Below are 16,346 nucleotides of genomic sequence, written 5' to 3'. Positions count from 1 at the left end.
TGGCGGTTCTCACTTCTTGCGGCCGCTCACGAGGAAGCCGATGCCGACGCCGACGACCATGCCGATGCCGATGATCCACCAGACGTCGAAGCCGCGGCCCTCGTCGTCGCTCGTGGTGGACGAGGCCGAGGTGTCGGGGGTCTTCGGCGCCGGGCCGGTGGCGTTGAGCTGCTCGACCAGGTCCACCGCGCCGAACTCGCGCGGGTCGGTGTCCGTCGCGCGGGCGGCCAGGATCAGCTGCGCGTACGCCGCCGGTCCGCCCTCCTTCGCCCAGGCGGCGGAGTTCTTCTCCAGCCACTCCAGGGCCGGCTTCGCCTCCTGCGCGGCGCCGGCCGCGGCGAGCGCGACGACGGCGTCGGCGGTGTTGCCGACGTCGGGCTGCGCGGCCGTGTCGGTGGCGCCCGGCATCGGCGGCAGCATCAGGTGGCTCGTCTTCGCGAGGGCCTTCGCCAGGTAGGAGGCGCCGTTGAGCGCGGCCCGCTCGACCGTCGGCTTCGACAGGTCCGCGCAGGCCGGCGGCTGCGCCGGGGACGCCTTGGTGGCGGTGATGCTCTTGCCGAGCCCGGCGAGGGTGGCGGCGGCGGTGGCGTCGGCGTTCGCGAGCAGCGTGCCGGCCTTGTCCGGCTGGTACGCGAAGGCACCGGCGCCGGCCTTGTCCGAGCAGGGCAGGGCGAAGGAGAGGAGCGCGTCGTAGGGCGTCCGGCCCTCGGCGGAGGTGAACGAGCCGGGCTTCACACCGGTCGCGGCGATCGCGCCGATGACGATCGAGGTGGAGTTGGCGTCGCTGGCGCCGCCGGCGCCGTATCCCCAGCCGCCGTCCTTGTTCTGCACGGTGCGCAGCCAGTCGGAGGCGGCCTTCACGGCCAGGTCGATCTTCTGCGGGTCGACGGCCTGGCGGCGGACGGCGCGGAGTGCCTGCACGGCGACGGCGGTCGCGTTGGTGTCCCGCATCGTCTTCGCGTCGCAGGGCTTCGTGACGTCCGCGCGGTACGAGCTGAAGGAACCGTCCTCGCACTGCTGGCCCAGGAGCCAGTCGACGGACCGGTCGGCGGGCTGGTAGCCGGTGGAGCGCTGGGCGAGGAAGGCGAGCGACTGCCGCCAGACGCCGTCGTACGTCGGGTCCTTCGTGCCGTACAGGCCGGGCGGGATCGCGGCGGCCGACGCGGAGGGCGAGGGCGCGGCGGTCGCGGCCCCGGCTGCTCCGGAGCCGAGCAGGACTGCGGCGGCGGCGATGGCGGCGGCGCCGCGGCGGACGGTGTTCATGGGGGCCTCTCCTGCGGCCGGGCACCGGCACGCCTCAGGGGCACCAGGCTCCGGCTCCGTATTCCTCGACGGTGCCGGCGGTCACGTCCCGGGCGGGGCATTCCGACTCGCCGGCCTCCGGGGAGACGGCTCACGGTTGCGGGTCAGTGCCGGATTCGCACCGGCTTCCCCCCGTACGGGCATGATGACGACGGCCCCACTCTACCGGCCCGTAGGGTCCCGCCCCCGGGGGGTGCGAGGCGGCTCACACCCGCGGCCGGGCGCCCCTCACACGGCCACGTACTCCACCGGGTCCGTGCCCGCCACCGGCTCCGCGCGGCCCAGCTTCACCAGGCGGCGGACGTGGGCCTCGGCCTCGCTGACGGCGATGTTCCGGGATCCGTAGGGGATGTCCCGCCAGGGGCGGTTCCACTCCATCCGCTCGGCGAGCTGCCAGGGGGTGAGCGGGGCGGCGAGGAGTCCGAGGAGTCCGGTGAGGCGGTCCTCGTGGTGGTCGAGCAGTTCCCGGACCCGGCCGGCGGCGTCGGTGAAGGCGTGCTGGTGGGCGGGGAGGACCTCGGCGACGCCGAGGCGGCCGACGCGTTCGAGGGAGCCGAGGTAGTCGCCGAGGGGGTCGCCAGGGGGGACCTCGTACGGAGCGGAGAGCTCGGGGGAGTCGTCGGTGTCCTCGTACAGCCCGATGTGCGGGGAGATCCCGGGTAGCAGATGGTCGCCGGAGAAGAGCCGGCCGTGGCCGGGGAGCCGGGAGGGGTGCTCCTCCTCCAGGTGGAGGCAGACGTGGCCGGGAGTGTGGCCCGGGGTCCAGATCGCGCGCAGCCGGCGTCCGGCCAGGTCGAGCAGCTCGCCGGGGACGATCTCGCGGTCGGGGATCGCGGAGCGCAGACCGGGCAGGGTGTCCGGGCGCCCGGAGGTCCGGGCGGCCCGCAGCGGGGCGATGTGGCCCTCCGGGGCGCCGGCGGCGGCGAGCTTCCGGGCCAGGTAGTCGAGCCAGGTGCCGGGTTCGGACGCGCGGGTGCGGCGGACGACGGCGGTGTCGGCGGCGTGCATGGCGATCCAGGCCCCGGACTCCTCGCGGACCCGGCCGGAGAGGCCGTGGTGGTCGGGGTGGTGGTGGGTGATGACGACCCCGTGGACGTCCGACACGTCGAGGTCCAGTGCCCGCAGCCCGGAGGTGAGTTCGGCCCAGGACGCGGGGTCGTCCCAGCCGGTGTCGACGAGGACCGGGCCGCGGTCGGTGTCGAGGACGTGGACCAGGGTGTGGCCGAGCGGGTTGTCGGGGATGGGCACCCGGAGCGACCAGACGCCTCCGCCGTGCTCGGTCACCTGGGTCATGGGCGGGTCCTCGTCTCTCCACGGCGGTACCGGGGCGTGCTCGACCGTCGCCCATCATAACGAGAACTGACGTCGCGTCAGAGATCTGCGCCGTATCGCCTCCGCCGCCCCCGGGCCTCGCGGGGTGACGGCCCCGCGTGTGCGCCCGGGACGTGGCCGCCGGGGCCATTGCCCCCTCCAACTAGAACTGGTATCAGTTCTGAGGCATCGTCAGGCAATCCCCTCTCCTCAGAAGGCGGGCCGTCATGACCGAGCTTGTGGAGCACCGAAAGCTGTTCATCGGCGGGGAGTTGACCGACCCGCTCGGCGAGGACGTCATCGAGGTCGTCTCCCCGCACACCGAGGAGGTCATCGGGCGCGTCCCGCACGCCTCCGCCGCCGACGTCGACCGGGCCGTGGCCGCCGCCCGCCGGGCCTTCGACGAAGGGCCCTGGCCCCGGATGACGGTCGAGGAGCGGATCGCCGTCGTCGGTCGTGTCAAGGACGGGATCGCCGTCCGCCACGAGGAGATCGCGCGCTCCATCAGCTCCCAGAACGGCTCCCCGTACTCCTGGTCCGTCCTCGCCCAGGCGCTCGGCGCGATGATGGTCTGGGACGCGGCGATCACCGTCGCCCGCGACTTCGTGTACGAGGAGCGGCGCGGTGGCGTCCTCGGGCCGCTGCTCGTCCGCCGCGAGCCGGTCGGGGTGGTCGCGGCCGTCGTGCCGTGGAACGTGCCGCAGTTCACCGCCGCCGCCAAGCTGGGGCCCGCGCTGCTCGCCGGCTGCACGGTGGTCCTCAAGCCCTCGCCCGAGGCGCCGCTCGACTCGTACATCCTCGCCGACATCGCCACCGAGGCCGGACTGCCCGAGGGCGTGCTCAGCATCCTGCCCGCCGACAGGGAGGTCAGCGAGTACCTCGTCGGCCACCCCGGCGTCGACAAGGTCTCCTTCACCGGTTCGGTCGCCGCGGGCAGGCGGGTCATGGAGGTCGCGTCCCGCAACCTCACCCGCGTCACCCTCGAACTCGGCGGGAAGTCGGCCGCGGTGATCCTGCCCGACGCGGACCCGGCGACGGCCGTCGCCGGGATCGTCCCCGCGGCCTGGATGAACAACGGCCAGGCGTGCGTGGCCCAGACCCGCATCCTCGCCCCCCGCTCCCGGTACGAGGAGATCGCCGAGGCCTTCGCCGAGGCGGCCGGGGCGCTCGTCGTCGGCGACCCGCTCGACCCCGCCACCCAGGTCGGTCCGCTCGTCGCCCGCCGTCAGCGGCAGCGCTCCCTCGACTACATCGGCATCGGCCAGCGGGAGGGCGCCAAGGTCCTGGCGGGCGGCGGACGCCCGGCCGGGCTGGACCGCGGCTGGTACGTCGAGCCGACGCTCTTCGGCGGCGTCGACAACTCCATGCGGATCGCCCGCGAGGAGATCTTCGGCCCGGTCATCTGCCTCCTGCCGTACGGGGACGAGGCCGAGGCCCTCAGGATCGCGAACGACTCCGACTTCGGACTCAGCGGCAGCGTCTGGACCGCGGACGTCGAGCGCGGCATCGACTTCGCCCGCGAAGTCCGCACCGGCACCTTCAACGTCAACACCTTCAGCCTGGACATGCTCGGCCCCTTCGGCGGCTACAAGAACTCGGGCCTGGGGCGCGAGTTCGGCCCGGAGGGCTTCGGCGAGTACCTGGAGCACAAGATGATCCACCTCCCGGCCGGGCACGGGACCCACTGATGGGGGACCGCTGGCACGTGGAGGTCGACCGGGGCGTCTGCATCGGCTCCGGCATGTGCGTGAACCACGCCCCGGACGGCTTCCGCCTCGACACGGCCCGCCAGTCCCACCCCGTCGCCCCGGAGACCGACGCCGGTGAACCCCTGCTCGCGGCGGCGGAGGGCTGTCCGGTGGAGGCGATCCTGATCACCCTCGCGGACGGAGGCGAGCCGGTGTTCCCACCCGAGGAGTAGCGGGTCCCGGCCCGCGCCGTCGTTCCCACGTGCAAAACTGGCACCCTGTCAGCGGGGGCAACAGGCCTTCGTGCGTGCCGATGTGGGAGAACTGTGCGCAAGGCGATGAGTGTGGCCGTGGCCGCCGGTGTGATGCTGCTGGTCGCGGGCTGTGGCGGCGAGGGCGGCTCGGAGAAGGGCGGCTCGTCCTCGGCGGGCTCGACCGTCACGGGCGGTGCGGGCTCGGGTGGTTCGAGCGACGAGAAGATCGACGCGGCCGCCGTCACCAAGGAGCTCACCGACGCGGCGACGGGCGCCGGCTTCACGCAGGACGCCTCGGGCGAGCAGGTGCCGGCCGAGCTGAAGAACTGCATGGTCAGCTGGACGGCCGACGCCGAGAAGGCCGCGGACCCGAAGAAGTCCTACGACGGCACGGTCACGACCCTGACCGGCGGCGGCTGGAAGGAGGGGCGGAGCAACGAGATCAACGGCTCCGTCATCAAGTCCCTGTCGAAGGGCAGCTGGCAGCTCCAGGCCAGCAACCACTCCCAGGGCCCGCTGAAGCTGGTCATGTTCGTCGCCGTCGACAACGGAGCGGAGTGCGCCGCGGCCATCGCCGCCGACAACGCGAAGAACAAGCAGCCCTGATCCGAAACGCGAAGAACAAGCAGCCCTGACCCGGCCCCGTCCGCACCCCCGCCCCCACCGGCGGCGGGGGCGCGGACGGACGTCCTCAGCGCCCCGCTTCCGCCGACGCGGGGGGCGCCGTCAGCTCGATCAGCCGGCAGACCGTCTCGATGTCGAGCTTCACCTGTGCGATCGAGGCACGCCCGGACAGCCAGGTGATGAGCGCCGAGTGCCAGGTGTGCTCGATCACCCGGACCGCCGACAGCTGCGCGGGGGTCGGGTGCTCGGCCCCCATCGCGTCCAGGATGATCGCCGTCGTCAGCCGCGAGACGGTGTCGACCTCGGAGCTCACCCCACGGTCCGCGAACGTCAGGGCCCGCACCATCGCGTCGGCGAGCTGCGGCTCGCGCTGGAGCGCGCGGAACGCCCGCATCAGGGTCTCCGCGACCCGCTCCGCCGGGTCGGCGCCGGCGGGCGGATGCTTCCGCAGGGTGGTGTGCATGTGCTGGAGCTGGTCCTGCATCGTCGCGACCAGCAGGTGGATCTTGGACGGGAAGTAGCGGTACAGCGTCCCCAGGGCCACCCCGGCCGCCTCCGCGACCTCCCGCATCTGCACGGCGTCGAAGCCGCCCCGCGCCGCGAGCTGGGCGCTGGCGTTCAGGATGCGGCGGCGGCGCGCCTCCTGGCGTTCCGTGAGGGGCGGCGACGCGGGTCTGTGGTCCGCTCTGTCGTCTGCGGTCATGAGGTCCCGTTCCGTGCGGTGGGGAGCGTCAGTATGGCGGTGAGGGGGCCGTGGTGTGAATCACCTGTTCCGGATCTCACCACGGAGCTACCTGCCGGTAGATTCTGTCCTCCCTGACTCCTCCTCGTGGTCCTCCCCGAAGGGCCGGGGGAGGCCGGGAAAGCCAGGCGAACGATCAGGCGACCGTTCAAGTCTGTAACTTGTTCTAGATTAGCGCCAGCGGTTACGCTCGCGCGAAACGCACGCTCGAAGGGGGTCGCGCATGACCGCGGAGGCCATAGAGGCAGGCCCCCGGCAGGGCGTCACCGCGGCCGGTGACGTCCCGTTGCGGATCGCTCTCCTCACGTACAAGGGAAACCCCTTCTGCGGAGGGCAGGGCGTCTACGTCCGGCACCTCTCCCGCGAACTCGCCCGCCTCGGCCACAGCGTCGAGGTCATCGGCTCCCAGCCGTACCCCGTACTCGACGAGGGCGAGGACCTGAGGGGGCTCACGCTCACCGAGATCGCCAGCCTCGACCTCTACCGCTCGCCGGACCCCTTCCGGACCCCGAAGCGCGAGGAGTACCGGGACTGGATCGACGCCCTGGAAGTCGCCACCATGTGGACCGGCGGCTTCCCCGAGCCGCTCACCTTCTCCCTGCGGGCCCGGCGCATGCTCGCCGCCCGCCGCGGCGACTTCGACGTCGTCCACGACAACCAGACCCTCGGGTACGGGCTCCTCGGCGGCCCGCGCGCCCTCGGCGCCCCGCTCGTCACCACGATCCACCACCCCATCACCGTCGACCGGCAGCTCGAACTCGACGCCGCCGCCGACTGGAAGCGCCGCGCCTCCGTCCGCCGCTGGTACGCCTTCACCGGCATGCAGAAGCGCGTCGCCCGGCGCCTGCCGTCCGTGCTCACCGTCTCCGGCACCTCACGCCAGGAGATCGTCGACCACCTCGGCGTCCGCGAGGACCGCATCGAGGTCGTCCACATCGGCGCCGACACCGACCTGTGGTCCCCCGACGCGTCCGTCGCCGAGGTCCCCGGCCGGATCGTCACCACCTCCAGCGCCGACGTCCCCCTCAAGGGGCTCATCCACCTCGTCGAGGCGCTCGCCAAGCTTCGCACCGAGAACCCCGACGCCCACCTCGTCGTCGTCGGCAAGCGCGCCGAGGACGGGCCGGTCGCCCAGGCCATCGAGCGGTACGGGCTCGACGGGGCCGTCGAGTTCGTCAAGGGCATCAGCGACGCCGAGCTCGTCGACCTGGTCCGCTCCGCCCAGGTCTCCTGCGTGCCCTCGCTCTACGAGGGGTTCTCGCTGCCGGCCGCCGAGGCCATGGCCACCGGCACGCCGCTCGTCGCGACGACCGGGGGCGCGATCCCGGAGGTCGCGGGGCCCGACGGCGAGACCTGCCTCGCGGTGCCGCCGGGCGACGCGGGAGCCCTGGCCGCGGCGCTCGGACGGGTCCTGGGAGACGCGGGGCTGCGGGCGCGGCTGGGCGCGGCCGGCCGCGCACGGGTCCTGGAGCGGTTCACGTGGGCGCGTGCCGCGCAGGGCACGGCCGAGCTGTACCGCGAGGCGATCGCGGCGCAGGGCGCCGCGGTGCGCGGAGGCGCCCGGTGACCCCCACCGCCTCGCGGACCGACTGCCCACCCCACCTCTTCAACCGCGAAAGCAGGACGACCCCGTGCTGACCGTCGACTTCACCCGCTTCCCGCTCGCCCCCGGCGACCGTGTGCTCGATCTGGGCTGCGGTGCGGGTCGGCACGCCTTCGAGTGCTACCGGCGCGGCGCCCAGGTCGTGGCCCTCGACCAGAACGCCGAGGAGATCCGCGAGGTCGCCAAGTGGTTCGCGGCGATGAAGGAGGCCGGGGAGGCCCCGGCGGGCGCGACCGCCACCGCGATGGAGGGCGACGCCCTCAACCTGCCCTTCCCCGACGAGTCCTTCGACGTCGTCATCGTCTCCGAGGTCATGGAGCACATCCCGGACGACAAGGGCGTCCTCGCCGAGATGGTCCGCGTCCTCAAGCCGGGCGGGCGCATCGCCGTCACCGTGCCCCGCTACGGCCCCGAGAAGGTCTGCTGGGCGCTCTCCGACGCGTACCACGAGGTCGAGGGCGGCCACATCCGCATCTACAAGGCCGACGAACTCCTCGCCAAGATCCGGCAGGCCGGCCTCAAGCCGTACGGCACCCACCACGCGCACGCGCTGCACTCGCCGTACTGGTGGCTGAAGTGCGCCTTCGGCGTCGACAACGACAAGGCGCTGCCGGTCCGCGCCTACCACAAGCTCCTGGTCTGGGACATCATGAAGAAGCCCGCCCTGACCCGGGTCGCCGAGCAGCTGCTCAACCCCGTCGTCGGCAAGAGCTTCGTGGCGTACGCGACCAAGCCCCACCTCCCGAAGGCCGACGCCAAGTGACGTCTCCCGAGCGGATCGCGGAGCACCTCGTCCTGCCCGGGGTCCTCACCGCCGAGCAGGCAGCCGAGACCGTCGCCGGGATACTCGCCGTGCAGCGCGAGGACGGCGCCATACCGTGGTTCCGGGGCCACCACCTCGACCCGTGGGACCACACCGAGGCCGCCATGGCCCTGGACGCGGCCGGCGAGCACGCCGCCGCCGCCCGCGCCTACGAGTGGCTCGCCCGGCACCAGAACAGCGACGGCTCCTGGTACGCGGCCTACCACGACGGCGACCACGGCCGGGTCACCGACCACGGCCGGGAGTCGAACTTCACCGCGTACGTCGCCGTCGGCGTCTGGCACCACCACCTGTCGACCGGCGACGACGCCTTCCTCGACCGGATGTGGCCCGTCGTCTACGCCGCCGTCGAGTTCGTCCTCGGGCTCCAGCAGCCTGGCGGCCAGATCGGCTGGAAGCGCGAGGCCGACGGCACCCCCGTCACCGACGCGCTCCTGACCGGCAGTTCCTCCATCCACCAGGCGCTCCGCTGCGCCCTCGCCATCGCCGAGGCCCGTGAGGAGCCGCAGCCCGACTGGGAGCTGGCGGCCGGGGCGCTCGGCCACGCGATCCGCCGCCACCCCGAGCGCTTCCTCGACAAGTCCCGCTACTCGATGGACTGGTACTACCCCGTCCTCGGCGGCGCCGTCACGGGCCCCGAGGCGCAGGCCCGCATCGACGCCGACTGGGACGCCTTCGTCGTCCCCGGGCTCGGCGTGCGCTGCGTCCTGCCCAACCCGTGGGTCACCGGCGGCGAGAGCTGCGAACTCGCCCTCGCCCTGTGGGTGATGGGGGAGTCCGACCGGGCCCTGGAGATCCTCCAGTCCATCCAGCACCTGCGCGCCGGGAACGGCATGTACTGGACGGGGTACGTCTTCGAGGGCGACCGGGCCGTGTGGCCCGAGGAGCTCACCGCCTGGACGGCCGGCTCGCTGCTCCTCGCCGTGGCCGCGCTGGGCGGCGACGAGGCGACCGGGGCGGTCTTCGGGGGCGAACGACTGCCGAGGGGCCTCGAACCGGACTGCTGCGGGTGACCCCGGGGGCCGGCCGGGCCCTCAGTGGCGGCGCAGCAGCCGTCCCGCCACCATGTGCCCGATGACGAGGTACACGACGGCGGCGAGGCCGTAACCCGCCACCACCCGCGCCCAGGCCTCGTCGAAGGTGAACAGGTCGTGCGACCAGCCCGCCAGCCAGCGGGCGGCGTCCTGGACGAACTCCACCAGGCCGTTGCCCCGGTTGGCGCCCAGCAGGTACATCAGGATCCAGAGAATGATGATCGCGGCCAGGACATCGGCGAGGACGCTGATCACCCTCGCCGCTTGCGTGGTGTTGCTCCGTCCGGAAGTCATACGCCTCGCGTTGCCGCGTGTCGTCTTTCGAAACCCGTACGGAGTCGCCCCGGTGGCGGCGCCACGGGCCCCGGGTGAGGCTGGCGCCATCACCCCAGGGAGGTCCCGCCGTGCCCAGAAGTGTTTCGCGTGGAGTCGTGGCGCTGCTGCTGTCCTGCGCTCTGCTCCTGACCACCGCAGGCTGCGGTGGCGACGACGCGCAGAGCGCGGGCGGCGCCGCGACCCCGTCGAGTACGAGCACCTTCGAGCAGCAGAAGCTCGCCAAGACCCGGTTCGTGGCCAACGCCGGTCTGGCCGCGGGCGCCACGTACCAGTGGATCGTGAAGCCGTACCGGGCCGGGAAGTTCCAGAAGGGCGCGGACGGGCGGACCTTCGCCCTGGTGAAGGCGGGCCTGGCGGGCGCGTTCACGTACAACCGGCTGAAGGCGGCACTGAACAACGCCAAGGGCGACCCGCTGCTCTCGAAGGCGGTCGCGCCCCTCACGGCAGGCGTCGAATCACTCAAGGACCTCGGCACGAAGCTGCGCAAGGGCGAGGCGGGCGCGGCGGACGTCGGCGCCTTCGAGGGCATCATCAACAGCGTCAAGGACGCGGGGAAGAGCGCCGGCGCCGAGGTCGTCGAGAAGGTGCCGAGCACGTCCCAACTGGGCTGCTGACGGGAGGAGTCCGGCGCCCCGGCCCGGCGGACGGCTACCGGCCGGCCGCTTCCCTCAGGAGTTCAGCTCCGCGAGCAGCCGGAGCGTGGCGGGGTCCGGTGAGGTGACCAGGAGGTCCGTCACCGGGCCCCGCCGCCACGCCTCCAGACGTCCGGCGATCCGCTCCCGGGGGCCGACGAGCGAGATCTCGTCCGCGAAGGCGTCCGGCACCGCGAGCACGGCCTCCTCGCGCCGCCCGGCCGCGAACAGCTCCTGGACGCGCCCCGCCTCCTTCCCGTACCCCATCCGTCCCATCAGGTCCGCGTGGAAGTTGCGGGAGGTGTGGCCCATGCCGCCGATGTAGAACCCGAGCATCGCCTTGACCGGGAGCAGTCCGGCCGCCACGTCCTGACAGACCTGGGCGCGGACCATGGGGGCGACCAGGAAGCCCTCGGGGAGCCGCTCGGGCAGCGCGTACACCTCGGCCCAGCGGTCCGGCGTCCAGTACAGCGGCAGCCAGCCGTCGGCGATCGTGAGCGTCTGCGCGATGTTCCTCGGGCCCTCGGCGCCGAGCAGGACGGGGACGTCGGACCGGAGCGGGTGGGTGATGGGCTTGAGCGCCTTGCCGAGGCCGGTGCCGTCCGCCCCGGTGTACGGGTGGGAGTGGTGGCGGCCGTCGAGCCGGACCGGGGCCTCGCGGCGCAGGACCTGGCGGACCACGTCCACGTACTCGCGGGTCGCGGTCAGCGGGGAGCGGGGGAAGGGGCGCCCGTACCAGCCCTCGACGACCTGCGGCCCCGACAGGCCGAGTCCGAGGAGCACCCGCCCGCCGGAGAGGTGGTCGAGCGTGAGCGCGTGCATGGCGGTCGTGGTGGGCGCGCGGGCGGCCATCTGGGCGACGGCGGTGCCCAGCCTGACGCGGCTGGTGTGGGCTGCGATCCAGGTCAGCGCGGTGAAGGCGTCGGAGCCCCAGGCCTCGGCCGTCCACACGGAGTCGTAGCCGAGCCGCTCCGCCTCGCGCGCGAGGTCGAGATGGGCGGGGGAGGGGCCGCGGCCCCAGTAGCCGAGGGCGAGTCCGAGCCGCATGCCCGCATCCTTTCTGACGATACGTCAGCCAACGCGATGCGGGGGACTGTACGGCAACGGCCCCCCGCTCGGAAGGGATTCCGGGCGGGGGGCCGTGCGAAGAAGCGCCGTACGGGGGCGGGCGGTGCTAGCCGCGCTGGATGCCCGTCGTGTCCTGGAGGACACCACGACGGCCGTCCTGCGTCTGCGCCACCAGGGCGGCACCGCGCTGCTCGACCGCCAGGTACCAGGTGCCCGGAGCCAGCTCGGCGATCGGCGCCTGCGAGCCGTCCTCCGCGTACAGCTGACGGGCGACCGGGACGGCGAACCAGAACGGCGCGAAGTCCGAGGCCGGCTGCGCCTGCGCGGCCTGGGCCTGCGGCTCCGGCTGGTGCGGGGCCTGCGGCTGCGGGGCGCCGGCCTGCGCGCCGAACGGCTGGCCCGCACCGTGCGACGGGTCCTGCTGCCCGCCGTACTGCGGGTGCTGCGCGCCCGGGTAGCCGTAGCCGCCAGGGACGCCCTGCGGGCCGGGCTGGCCCGGCTGCATGCCGTACGGCTGCGGGGTCTGCGGGCGCGGCGCGCCGACGAGCGGGGCCTTGAGGGCGGGGACCAGCGGAGCGGCGACGGCGGCACCGGCCAGGACCAGGGAGGCGATGAGGCCGAGGATCAGACCCGCGCCGGCGCTCTGCGACTCGAAGATCCACATGAGCAGGGTCCACGCGGAGGCGATGGTGAACGCCGCGCCGACCTGACCGAGCTCCAGACCGGCCACCTTGCGCGGCTGCGGGAGGGCGCGGGAGAGGACGACGAGCGCGGCACCGGCGATGCCGAGGAAGAAGGAGCCCCAGCCGAGCGGCGACGCCTCCCAGCTGTTCGGGCTGTCGAACTGCTCGCAGATCGCCTCGGGGCCGTCGCAGCCGGAGATGCCGAGGAACGAGGCGATGAACAGCACCACCGCTGCACCGATCAGCACGCCATCGCCTCGGGTGAGGGAGCGGATATTCACGTAAGAAGTCCTTCGTCGGGTCGTCGGTCGTCGCGTCGGGTGGCACTCGGGGGGCCGGGCACGGGGGCGGCCCCATCGTACGGAGCGAATCTATCGCCCGCCGGTTCTACCCCTTGAGGTAGGTGGCGATGCCGTCCGCGATCCCCTGGGCCGCCTTCTGCCGCCACGCCGCGGACGTGAGCAGCTGTGCGTCCTTCGGATCACGCATATTGCCGCATTCGACGAAGACCTTGGGGACGGTTGAGAGATTGAGCCCGCCGAGATCGTCGCGGACGTCCAACCCCGTTCCGGAGCCCAGGTAGTTGGAGGGCGCCGTTCCGGTGGCGCGGGCGAACCGGTCGGCGATCCGCTCGCCGAGCTCGCGGGAGGGGCCGACGATCTTCGTGGTGTCGGCGGAGCCCTCGCGTACCTGTGCGGGCAGGATCACATGGAACCCGCGGTGGCCGACGGCGGAGCCGTCCGCGTGGACGGAGACGACGGCGTCGGCGCGGGCCTCGTTCCCGATCCGGGCGCGCTCGTCGATGCACGGCCCCCACGGGCGGTCGGCGTCGTGGGTGAGGACCACGGTGGCGCCGCGCGCGGCGAGGAGGTCCCGCAGCCGGTGGGAGACGTCGAGGGTGAAGGAGGCCTCGGTGTACCCGGCGTTCGTGGACGTGCCGGTGGTGTCGCACTCCTTACGGTTCGTCCCGATGTTCACCTTCTGGTTGATCTCCGAGGAGTGACGGAAGTTCCCCGGGTTGTGCCCGGGGTCGATCACCACGGTCCGCCCGGCGAGCGGGCGGCCCGGCTGCGGGGTGGAGGGGAGCGGCGTCGGCGGGGCCGTCGCGCTCTCGCCCGGTGTCTCCCGCGTCTCCTGGGACCGCGGGCTCTCCCCGGACTTCCCCGCCGGCGGCGAGGCCTGCGAGGCCCCGCACCCGGCGAGCACGGCGCAGCAGCCCGTGGCGGCGAGGGCGAGGGCGAGGGTACGGCGGGCGGTGTTCCGGTGGTCGTACGGCACCCAGCGACTTTAGGCCCTCCCCGTGGCGAAATGCGGGAGGGATAGGTCGCAGGTTGGTCACCGGCTTCACGGAACGGTGGACGCGTGTGCGCGAACCGTGAAGGGTAGGTGGGAAGAGGCGACGGTGGGTGCCACCGCGCATGGACCCACGAGGGGGAACCGTGGTGGGGGAAGAACCGAACGACGCACGTCCCGAACCGAACGACGCGAGACCGGAACCGACCGACGCGCGACCCGAACCCAGCGACGCGCGACCCGAGCCGAACGACAGACCTGGGGGCGGGACTTCGGGGGGTGGCGGGGACCCGCGGGCCTCCGACGCGCCGTGGGCTCCGCCGGCTCCGGTGGCTCCTCCGGCCCCAGCGGCAGCTCCGGCCGCAGCGGCCCCGGCCGTACCTCCCGCCCCGGCGGCCCCTTCGGCCCCGGCGGCCGGAACGCCCACGCTCGCCTTCGGCGCGCACTCCGGGCCGCCGTCCGGGCCGCCGCCGTCCGGGCCGCCGCCGTCCGGGCCGCCCGCCCCAGCGCAGCCCGCCGCGGCCGCCCCGGCTCCTCCGGCGGCCTCCGCACCGCACGGCGAGGCCCCCGCCCCGGCCGGGGCCACGCCCGGCTTCGGCGCCGCGCCCCACTGGGGCGAGGCCGGAACCGGTGGCGGAGCCGTACCGCCGCCCGGCGCCCCGCCCGGCTACGGGCCGCCGCCGGGTTACGGACCTCCCGGCTACGGCCCGCCCCCGGGGTACGGCCCGCCCCCCGGTGACGGCGGCCGCCCGCCCGCGCAGCCGCCCGGCGAGGCGAACCCGGCCCAGGCCGCCCTGATCGGTCTGCTCAACCTCTCCTGCCTGGGCCTCGGTTACGTCCTCCTGCGCAACTGGATCGGCGCCGCCCTCTGCTGGGTCGCCACCGTCGCCCTCCTCGTCATCGCGCTCCCCGCCGACGTCGACGGCGTGCCCCTCGGGCTCGTCGCCGGATACGGCGTCTTCCTGCTCGCCGTCGCCGCCGACGGGGCCAGGCGCGGGCTGCGCGCGAACCTCCGGATCGGCGCCTCCTTCCGCCGCCTCGCGCTGCCGCTCGCCCTCGTGCTGCTCGCCGTGCCCGCCGGCGGCTCGCTCGCGTACGGCGCGGCCCGCGACGAGGCGAAGGAGCAGGCCCTGCTCGAACGGCTCTCGGCGGCGGACAAGCTCGTGACGTCCGCCGACGGCCTCCCCTTCGACAAGGCCGAGCCGATCTACCGCAAGGCGCTCGCCGACTACCAGGAGCTCGGCACGAAGCACGCGGGTTCGCGGGCCGGGAAGCTGGTCCCCGCGCGCCTCGACACGTACTACGAGACGCTCTCCCGCCCGTACGCGAAGAAGACGTTCTGCGTGGCCGTCGCGCCGCTCAAGCACCTGCGCGGGCTCGCCGGCACCATCGACAAGGAGCTGCTCGGCTCCCGGCCCGCGAAGACCGACGAGCCGCTGGCCGAGTCCCTCTTCAGGTGCGGGACGGACGCGCTCGGCGTGGAGGCCGCGGACCCGCCCGCCAGCGAGAGCCTCAACGCGCTGTACGACACCTTCCCGAAGTCGCCCCAGGCGACGCAGGTGGAGCCGGCCGTGCGGGCGGCGATCAAGACCCGGACGACCGCCCTCACCGGCGGCGCCACTCCCTGCGAGACCACCGAGGAGCTGCGCGCGCTGCGCTCCTCCGTCGACAACATGACGGATCCCGCCCTCGAAGACGCCGCCAAGGAGGCAGCCGGCGCGGTCCAGAGGGGCGACTTCGCCTGCGGGAGCTTCCAGTTCAGGAGCAAGGAGTTCGGCGACGCGGGCACGACCATGACCCAGTACGCCAAGGACTACCCGAGCAGCCCGCAGGCCGCGCACGCACGCTCCATCGCCATCGCCGCCGAGATCGCCGAGGAGGAGCCCGAGGCCGGCAGGAAGCTGCCCCCGGCCGACGTCCCCGGCGGCGCCCGGATGGTGATGGTCGTCAGCAACGACGGCCCCGGTGAGGTCGAGCTGCTCTACACCGGCCCGATGACCGGCAAGGTCACCCTCAAGGCGTGCACGACCTGCACCAAGTACCGGCCCCCGCTGCTGGTCAACTCGCCCAAGATCAAGGCCTGCACCGGGCCGGCCTCCAAGTACCCGAAGGCCACCCTGCTGCTGCCCGCCGGCAACTACCACTTCCTCCAGAAGCGGGCCACCACCGGCACGTCCTCGGCCGGTGACACCAAGTCGAGCAAGACGAAGATCGAGCCCGGCTACAGCTACACCAACTGCCTGTACGTGACCTCGCTGTACTGACCCCCGCCGTCCAGGACCGCGCCGCCGCTCCGGGCCCCGTGCCCTCAGCGGCGGCGCAGCACCCGCAGCGAGTCGGTGACGGAGACCTCCTCGAAGTCGCCCGACTCCAGCGCGCGCAGGTAGATCCGGTACGGGGCCTGGCCGCCGTCCGCCGGGTCGGGGAAGACGTCGTGGATGACGAGCAGGCCCCCGGGGGCGACCTTGGGGGCCCAGCCCTCGTAGTCGTTGCCGGCGTGCTCGTCGGTGTGCCCGCCGTCGATGAACACGAGCCCGAGCTGCCCGCCCCACACCTTCGCCACCTGCGGCGACCGCCCGACGACCGCGATCACGTGCTCTTCGAGGCCCGCCTTGCGCAGGGTCCGGCGGAAGGTCGGCAGGGTGTCCATGAGCCCCACCTCGGGGTCGACCACGGACTCGTCGTGGTACTCCCACCCCGGCTGCTGCTCCTCGCTGCCCCGGTGGTGGTCCACGGTCACCGCGACCGTTCCCGCCTGCCGGGCCACGTCCGCGAGCAGGATGGTGGAGCGCCCGCAGTACGTCCCGACCTCCAGGAGCGGCAGCCCGAGCTTCGCGGCCTCCGAGGCCGCCTCGTACAGGGCGAGCCCCTCCCCGGCGGGCATGAACCCCTTCGCGGCCTCGAAGGCGGCAAGGATCTCGGGCGCGGGCACGGACATGGTGACTCCTACTGG

16 protein-coding genes and 1 riboswitch are annotated in these 16,346 nt (G+C 73.5%); of the genes, 8 read left to right on the top strand and 8 right to left on the bottom strand.

What is annotated here, in order from left to right; translation table 11 throughout:
- Positions 1-9: 9 nt before the first annotated feature.
- Positions 10-1,263, bottom strand: coding sequence for a prenyltransferase/squalene oxidase repeat-containing protein (locus AMK29_RS02545; protein WP_073806951.1), 1,254 nt, complete (start codon positions 1,261-1,263; stop codon positions 10-12).
- A 95-nt stretch (positions 1,264-1,358) separates the two neighbouring features.
- Positions 1,359-1,434: riboswitch (cobalamin riboswitch) on the bottom strand.
- Positions 1,435-1,530: 96 nt separating this feature from the next.
- A complete protein-coding gene (locus AMK29_RS02540) occupies positions 1,531-2,595 on the bottom strand; it encodes an MBL fold metallo-hydrolase (RefSeq protein WP_073806950.1) in 1,065 nt (354 codons plus the stop codon).
- Between the two features lie 245 nt (positions 2,596-2,840).
- On the opposite strand from AMK29_RS02540, the gene AMK29_RS02535 reads away from it, so the two are divergent.
- The 3 genes from AMK29_RS02535 (at position 2,841) to AMK29_RS02525 (ending at position 5,161) form a co-directional block, all read left to right on the top strand.
- The gene (locus AMK29_RS02535) at positions 2,841-4,301 is read left to right on the top strand and encodes an aldehyde dehydrogenase (RefSeq protein WP_073806949.1); all 1,461 of its coding nucleotides are present in this window, start codon (positions 2,841-2,843) and stop codon (positions 4,299-4,301) included.
- Entirely contained in the window at positions 4,301-4,534 is a 234-nt protein-coding gene (locus AMK29_RS02530) for a ferredoxin (protein ID WP_073806948.1), read from the top strand. Before AMK29_RS02535 ends, AMK29_RS02530 begins: the two co-directional genes overlap by 1 nt.
- Before the next feature lie 105 nt (positions 4,535-4,639).
- Entirely contained in the window at positions 4,640-5,161 is a 522-nt protein-coding gene (locus AMK29_RS02525) for a hypothetical protein (protein WP_241845070.1), read from the top strand.
- Positions 5,162-5,246: 85 nt separating this feature from the next.
- Here the strand turns inward: AMK29_RS02525 and AMK29_RS02520 are convergent, their stop codons facing one another.
- Complete coding sequence (locus AMK29_RS02520) at positions 5,247-5,882, bottom strand: TetR family transcriptional regulator (protein WP_073806946.1); 636 nt, start codon at positions 5,880-5,882, stop codon at positions 5,247-5,249.
- Between the two features lie 262 nt (positions 5,883-6,144).
- Between AMK29_RS02520 and AMK29_RS02515 the strand changes: the two genes are divergently transcribed.
- The 3 genes from AMK29_RS02515 (at position 6,145) to AMK29_RS02505 (ending at position 9,360) form a co-directional block, all read left to right on the top strand.
- On the top strand, positions 6,145-7,488 hold the full coding sequence (locus tag AMK29_RS02515) for a glycosyltransferase family 4 protein (RefSeq protein ID WP_073806945.1): 1,344 nt from the start codon (positions 6,145-6,147) through the stop codon (positions 7,486-7,488).
- A 64-nt stretch (positions 7,489-7,552) separates the two neighbouring features.
- Positions 7,553-8,287: a class I SAM-dependent methyltransferase gene (locus tag AMK29_RS02510; RefSeq protein WP_073806944.1), complete on the top strand. Its 735-nt coding sequence runs from the start codon at positions 7,553-7,555 to the stop codon at positions 8,285-8,287.
- Positions 8,284-9,360, top strand: coding sequence for a prenyltransferase (locus tag AMK29_RS02505; protein WP_073806943.1), 1,077 nt, complete (start codon positions 8,284-8,286; stop codon positions 9,358-9,360). The genes AMK29_RS02510 and AMK29_RS02505 overlap by 4 nt, the downstream gene beginning before the upstream one ends.
- 21 nt (positions 9,361-9,381) lie before the next feature.
- Here AMK29_RS02505 and AMK29_RS02500 read toward each other — a convergent pair whose 3' ends face one another.
- The gene (locus AMK29_RS02500) at positions 9,382-9,675 is read right to left on the bottom strand and encodes a hypothetical protein (protein WP_073806942.1); all 294 of its coding nucleotides are present in this window, start codon (positions 9,673-9,675) and stop codon (positions 9,382-9,384) included.
- Between the two features lie 110 nt (positions 9,676-9,785).
- Between AMK29_RS02500 and AMK29_RS02495 the strand changes: the two genes are divergently transcribed.
- Complete coding sequence (locus AMK29_RS02495) at positions 9,786-10,331, top strand: hypothetical protein (protein WP_073806941.1); 546 nt, start codon at positions 9,786-9,788, stop codon at positions 10,329-10,331.
- 54 nt (positions 10,332-10,385) lie between these two features.
- Here the strand turns inward: AMK29_RS02495 and AMK29_RS02490 are convergent, their stop codons facing one another.
- From AMK29_RS02490 to AMK29_RS02480, 3 genes are all read right to left on the bottom strand, one after another.
- Positions 10,386-11,396 carry an LLM class F420-dependent oxidoreductase gene (locus AMK29_RS02490; RefSeq protein WP_073806940.1) on the bottom strand — a complete coding sequence of 337 codons (1,011 nt, stop codon included), beginning with the start codon at positions 11,394-11,396 and terminating at the stop codon, positions 10,386-10,388.
- Between the two features lie 127 nt (positions 11,397-11,523).
- On the bottom strand, positions 11,524-12,381 hold the full coding sequence (locus AMK29_RS02485; protein WP_073806939.1) for a DUF5336 domain-containing protein: 858 nt from the start codon (positions 12,379-12,381) through the stop codon (positions 11,524-11,526).
- Positions 12,382-12,487: 106 nt separating this feature from the next.
- Positions 12,488-13,378: an N-acetylmuramoyl-L-alanine amidase gene (locus AMK29_RS02480; protein ID WP_073806938.1), complete on the bottom strand. Its 891-nt coding sequence runs from the start codon at positions 13,376-13,378 to the stop codon at positions 12,488-12,490.
- Between the two features lie 344 nt (positions 13,379-13,722).
- Here AMK29_RS02480 and AMK29_RS02475 point away from each other — a divergent pair, with 344 nt between their 5' ends.
- Positions 13,723-15,657: a hypothetical protein gene (locus AMK29_RS02475; RefSeq protein ID WP_241845067.1), complete on the top strand. Its 1,935-nt coding sequence runs from the start codon at positions 13,723-13,725 to the stop codon at positions 15,655-15,657.
- Between the two features lie 44 nt (positions 15,658-15,701).
- On the opposite strand, the gene AMK29_RS02470 is transcribed toward AMK29_RS02475, so the two are convergent.
- On the bottom strand, positions 15,702-16,331 hold the full coding sequence (locus AMK29_RS02470) for a class I SAM-dependent methyltransferase (RefSeq protein WP_073806937.1): 630 nt from the start codon (positions 16,329-16,331) through the stop codon (positions 15,702-15,704).
- Positions 16,332-16,346 lie beyond the last annotated feature (15 nt).

This window comes from Streptomyces sp. CB02261, assembly GCF_001905665.1.
GTDB lineage: Bacteria > Actinomycetota > Actinomycetes > Streptomycetales > Streptomycetaceae > Streptomyces.
This window is presented reverse-complemented; position numbering and strand designations above follow the sequence as displayed.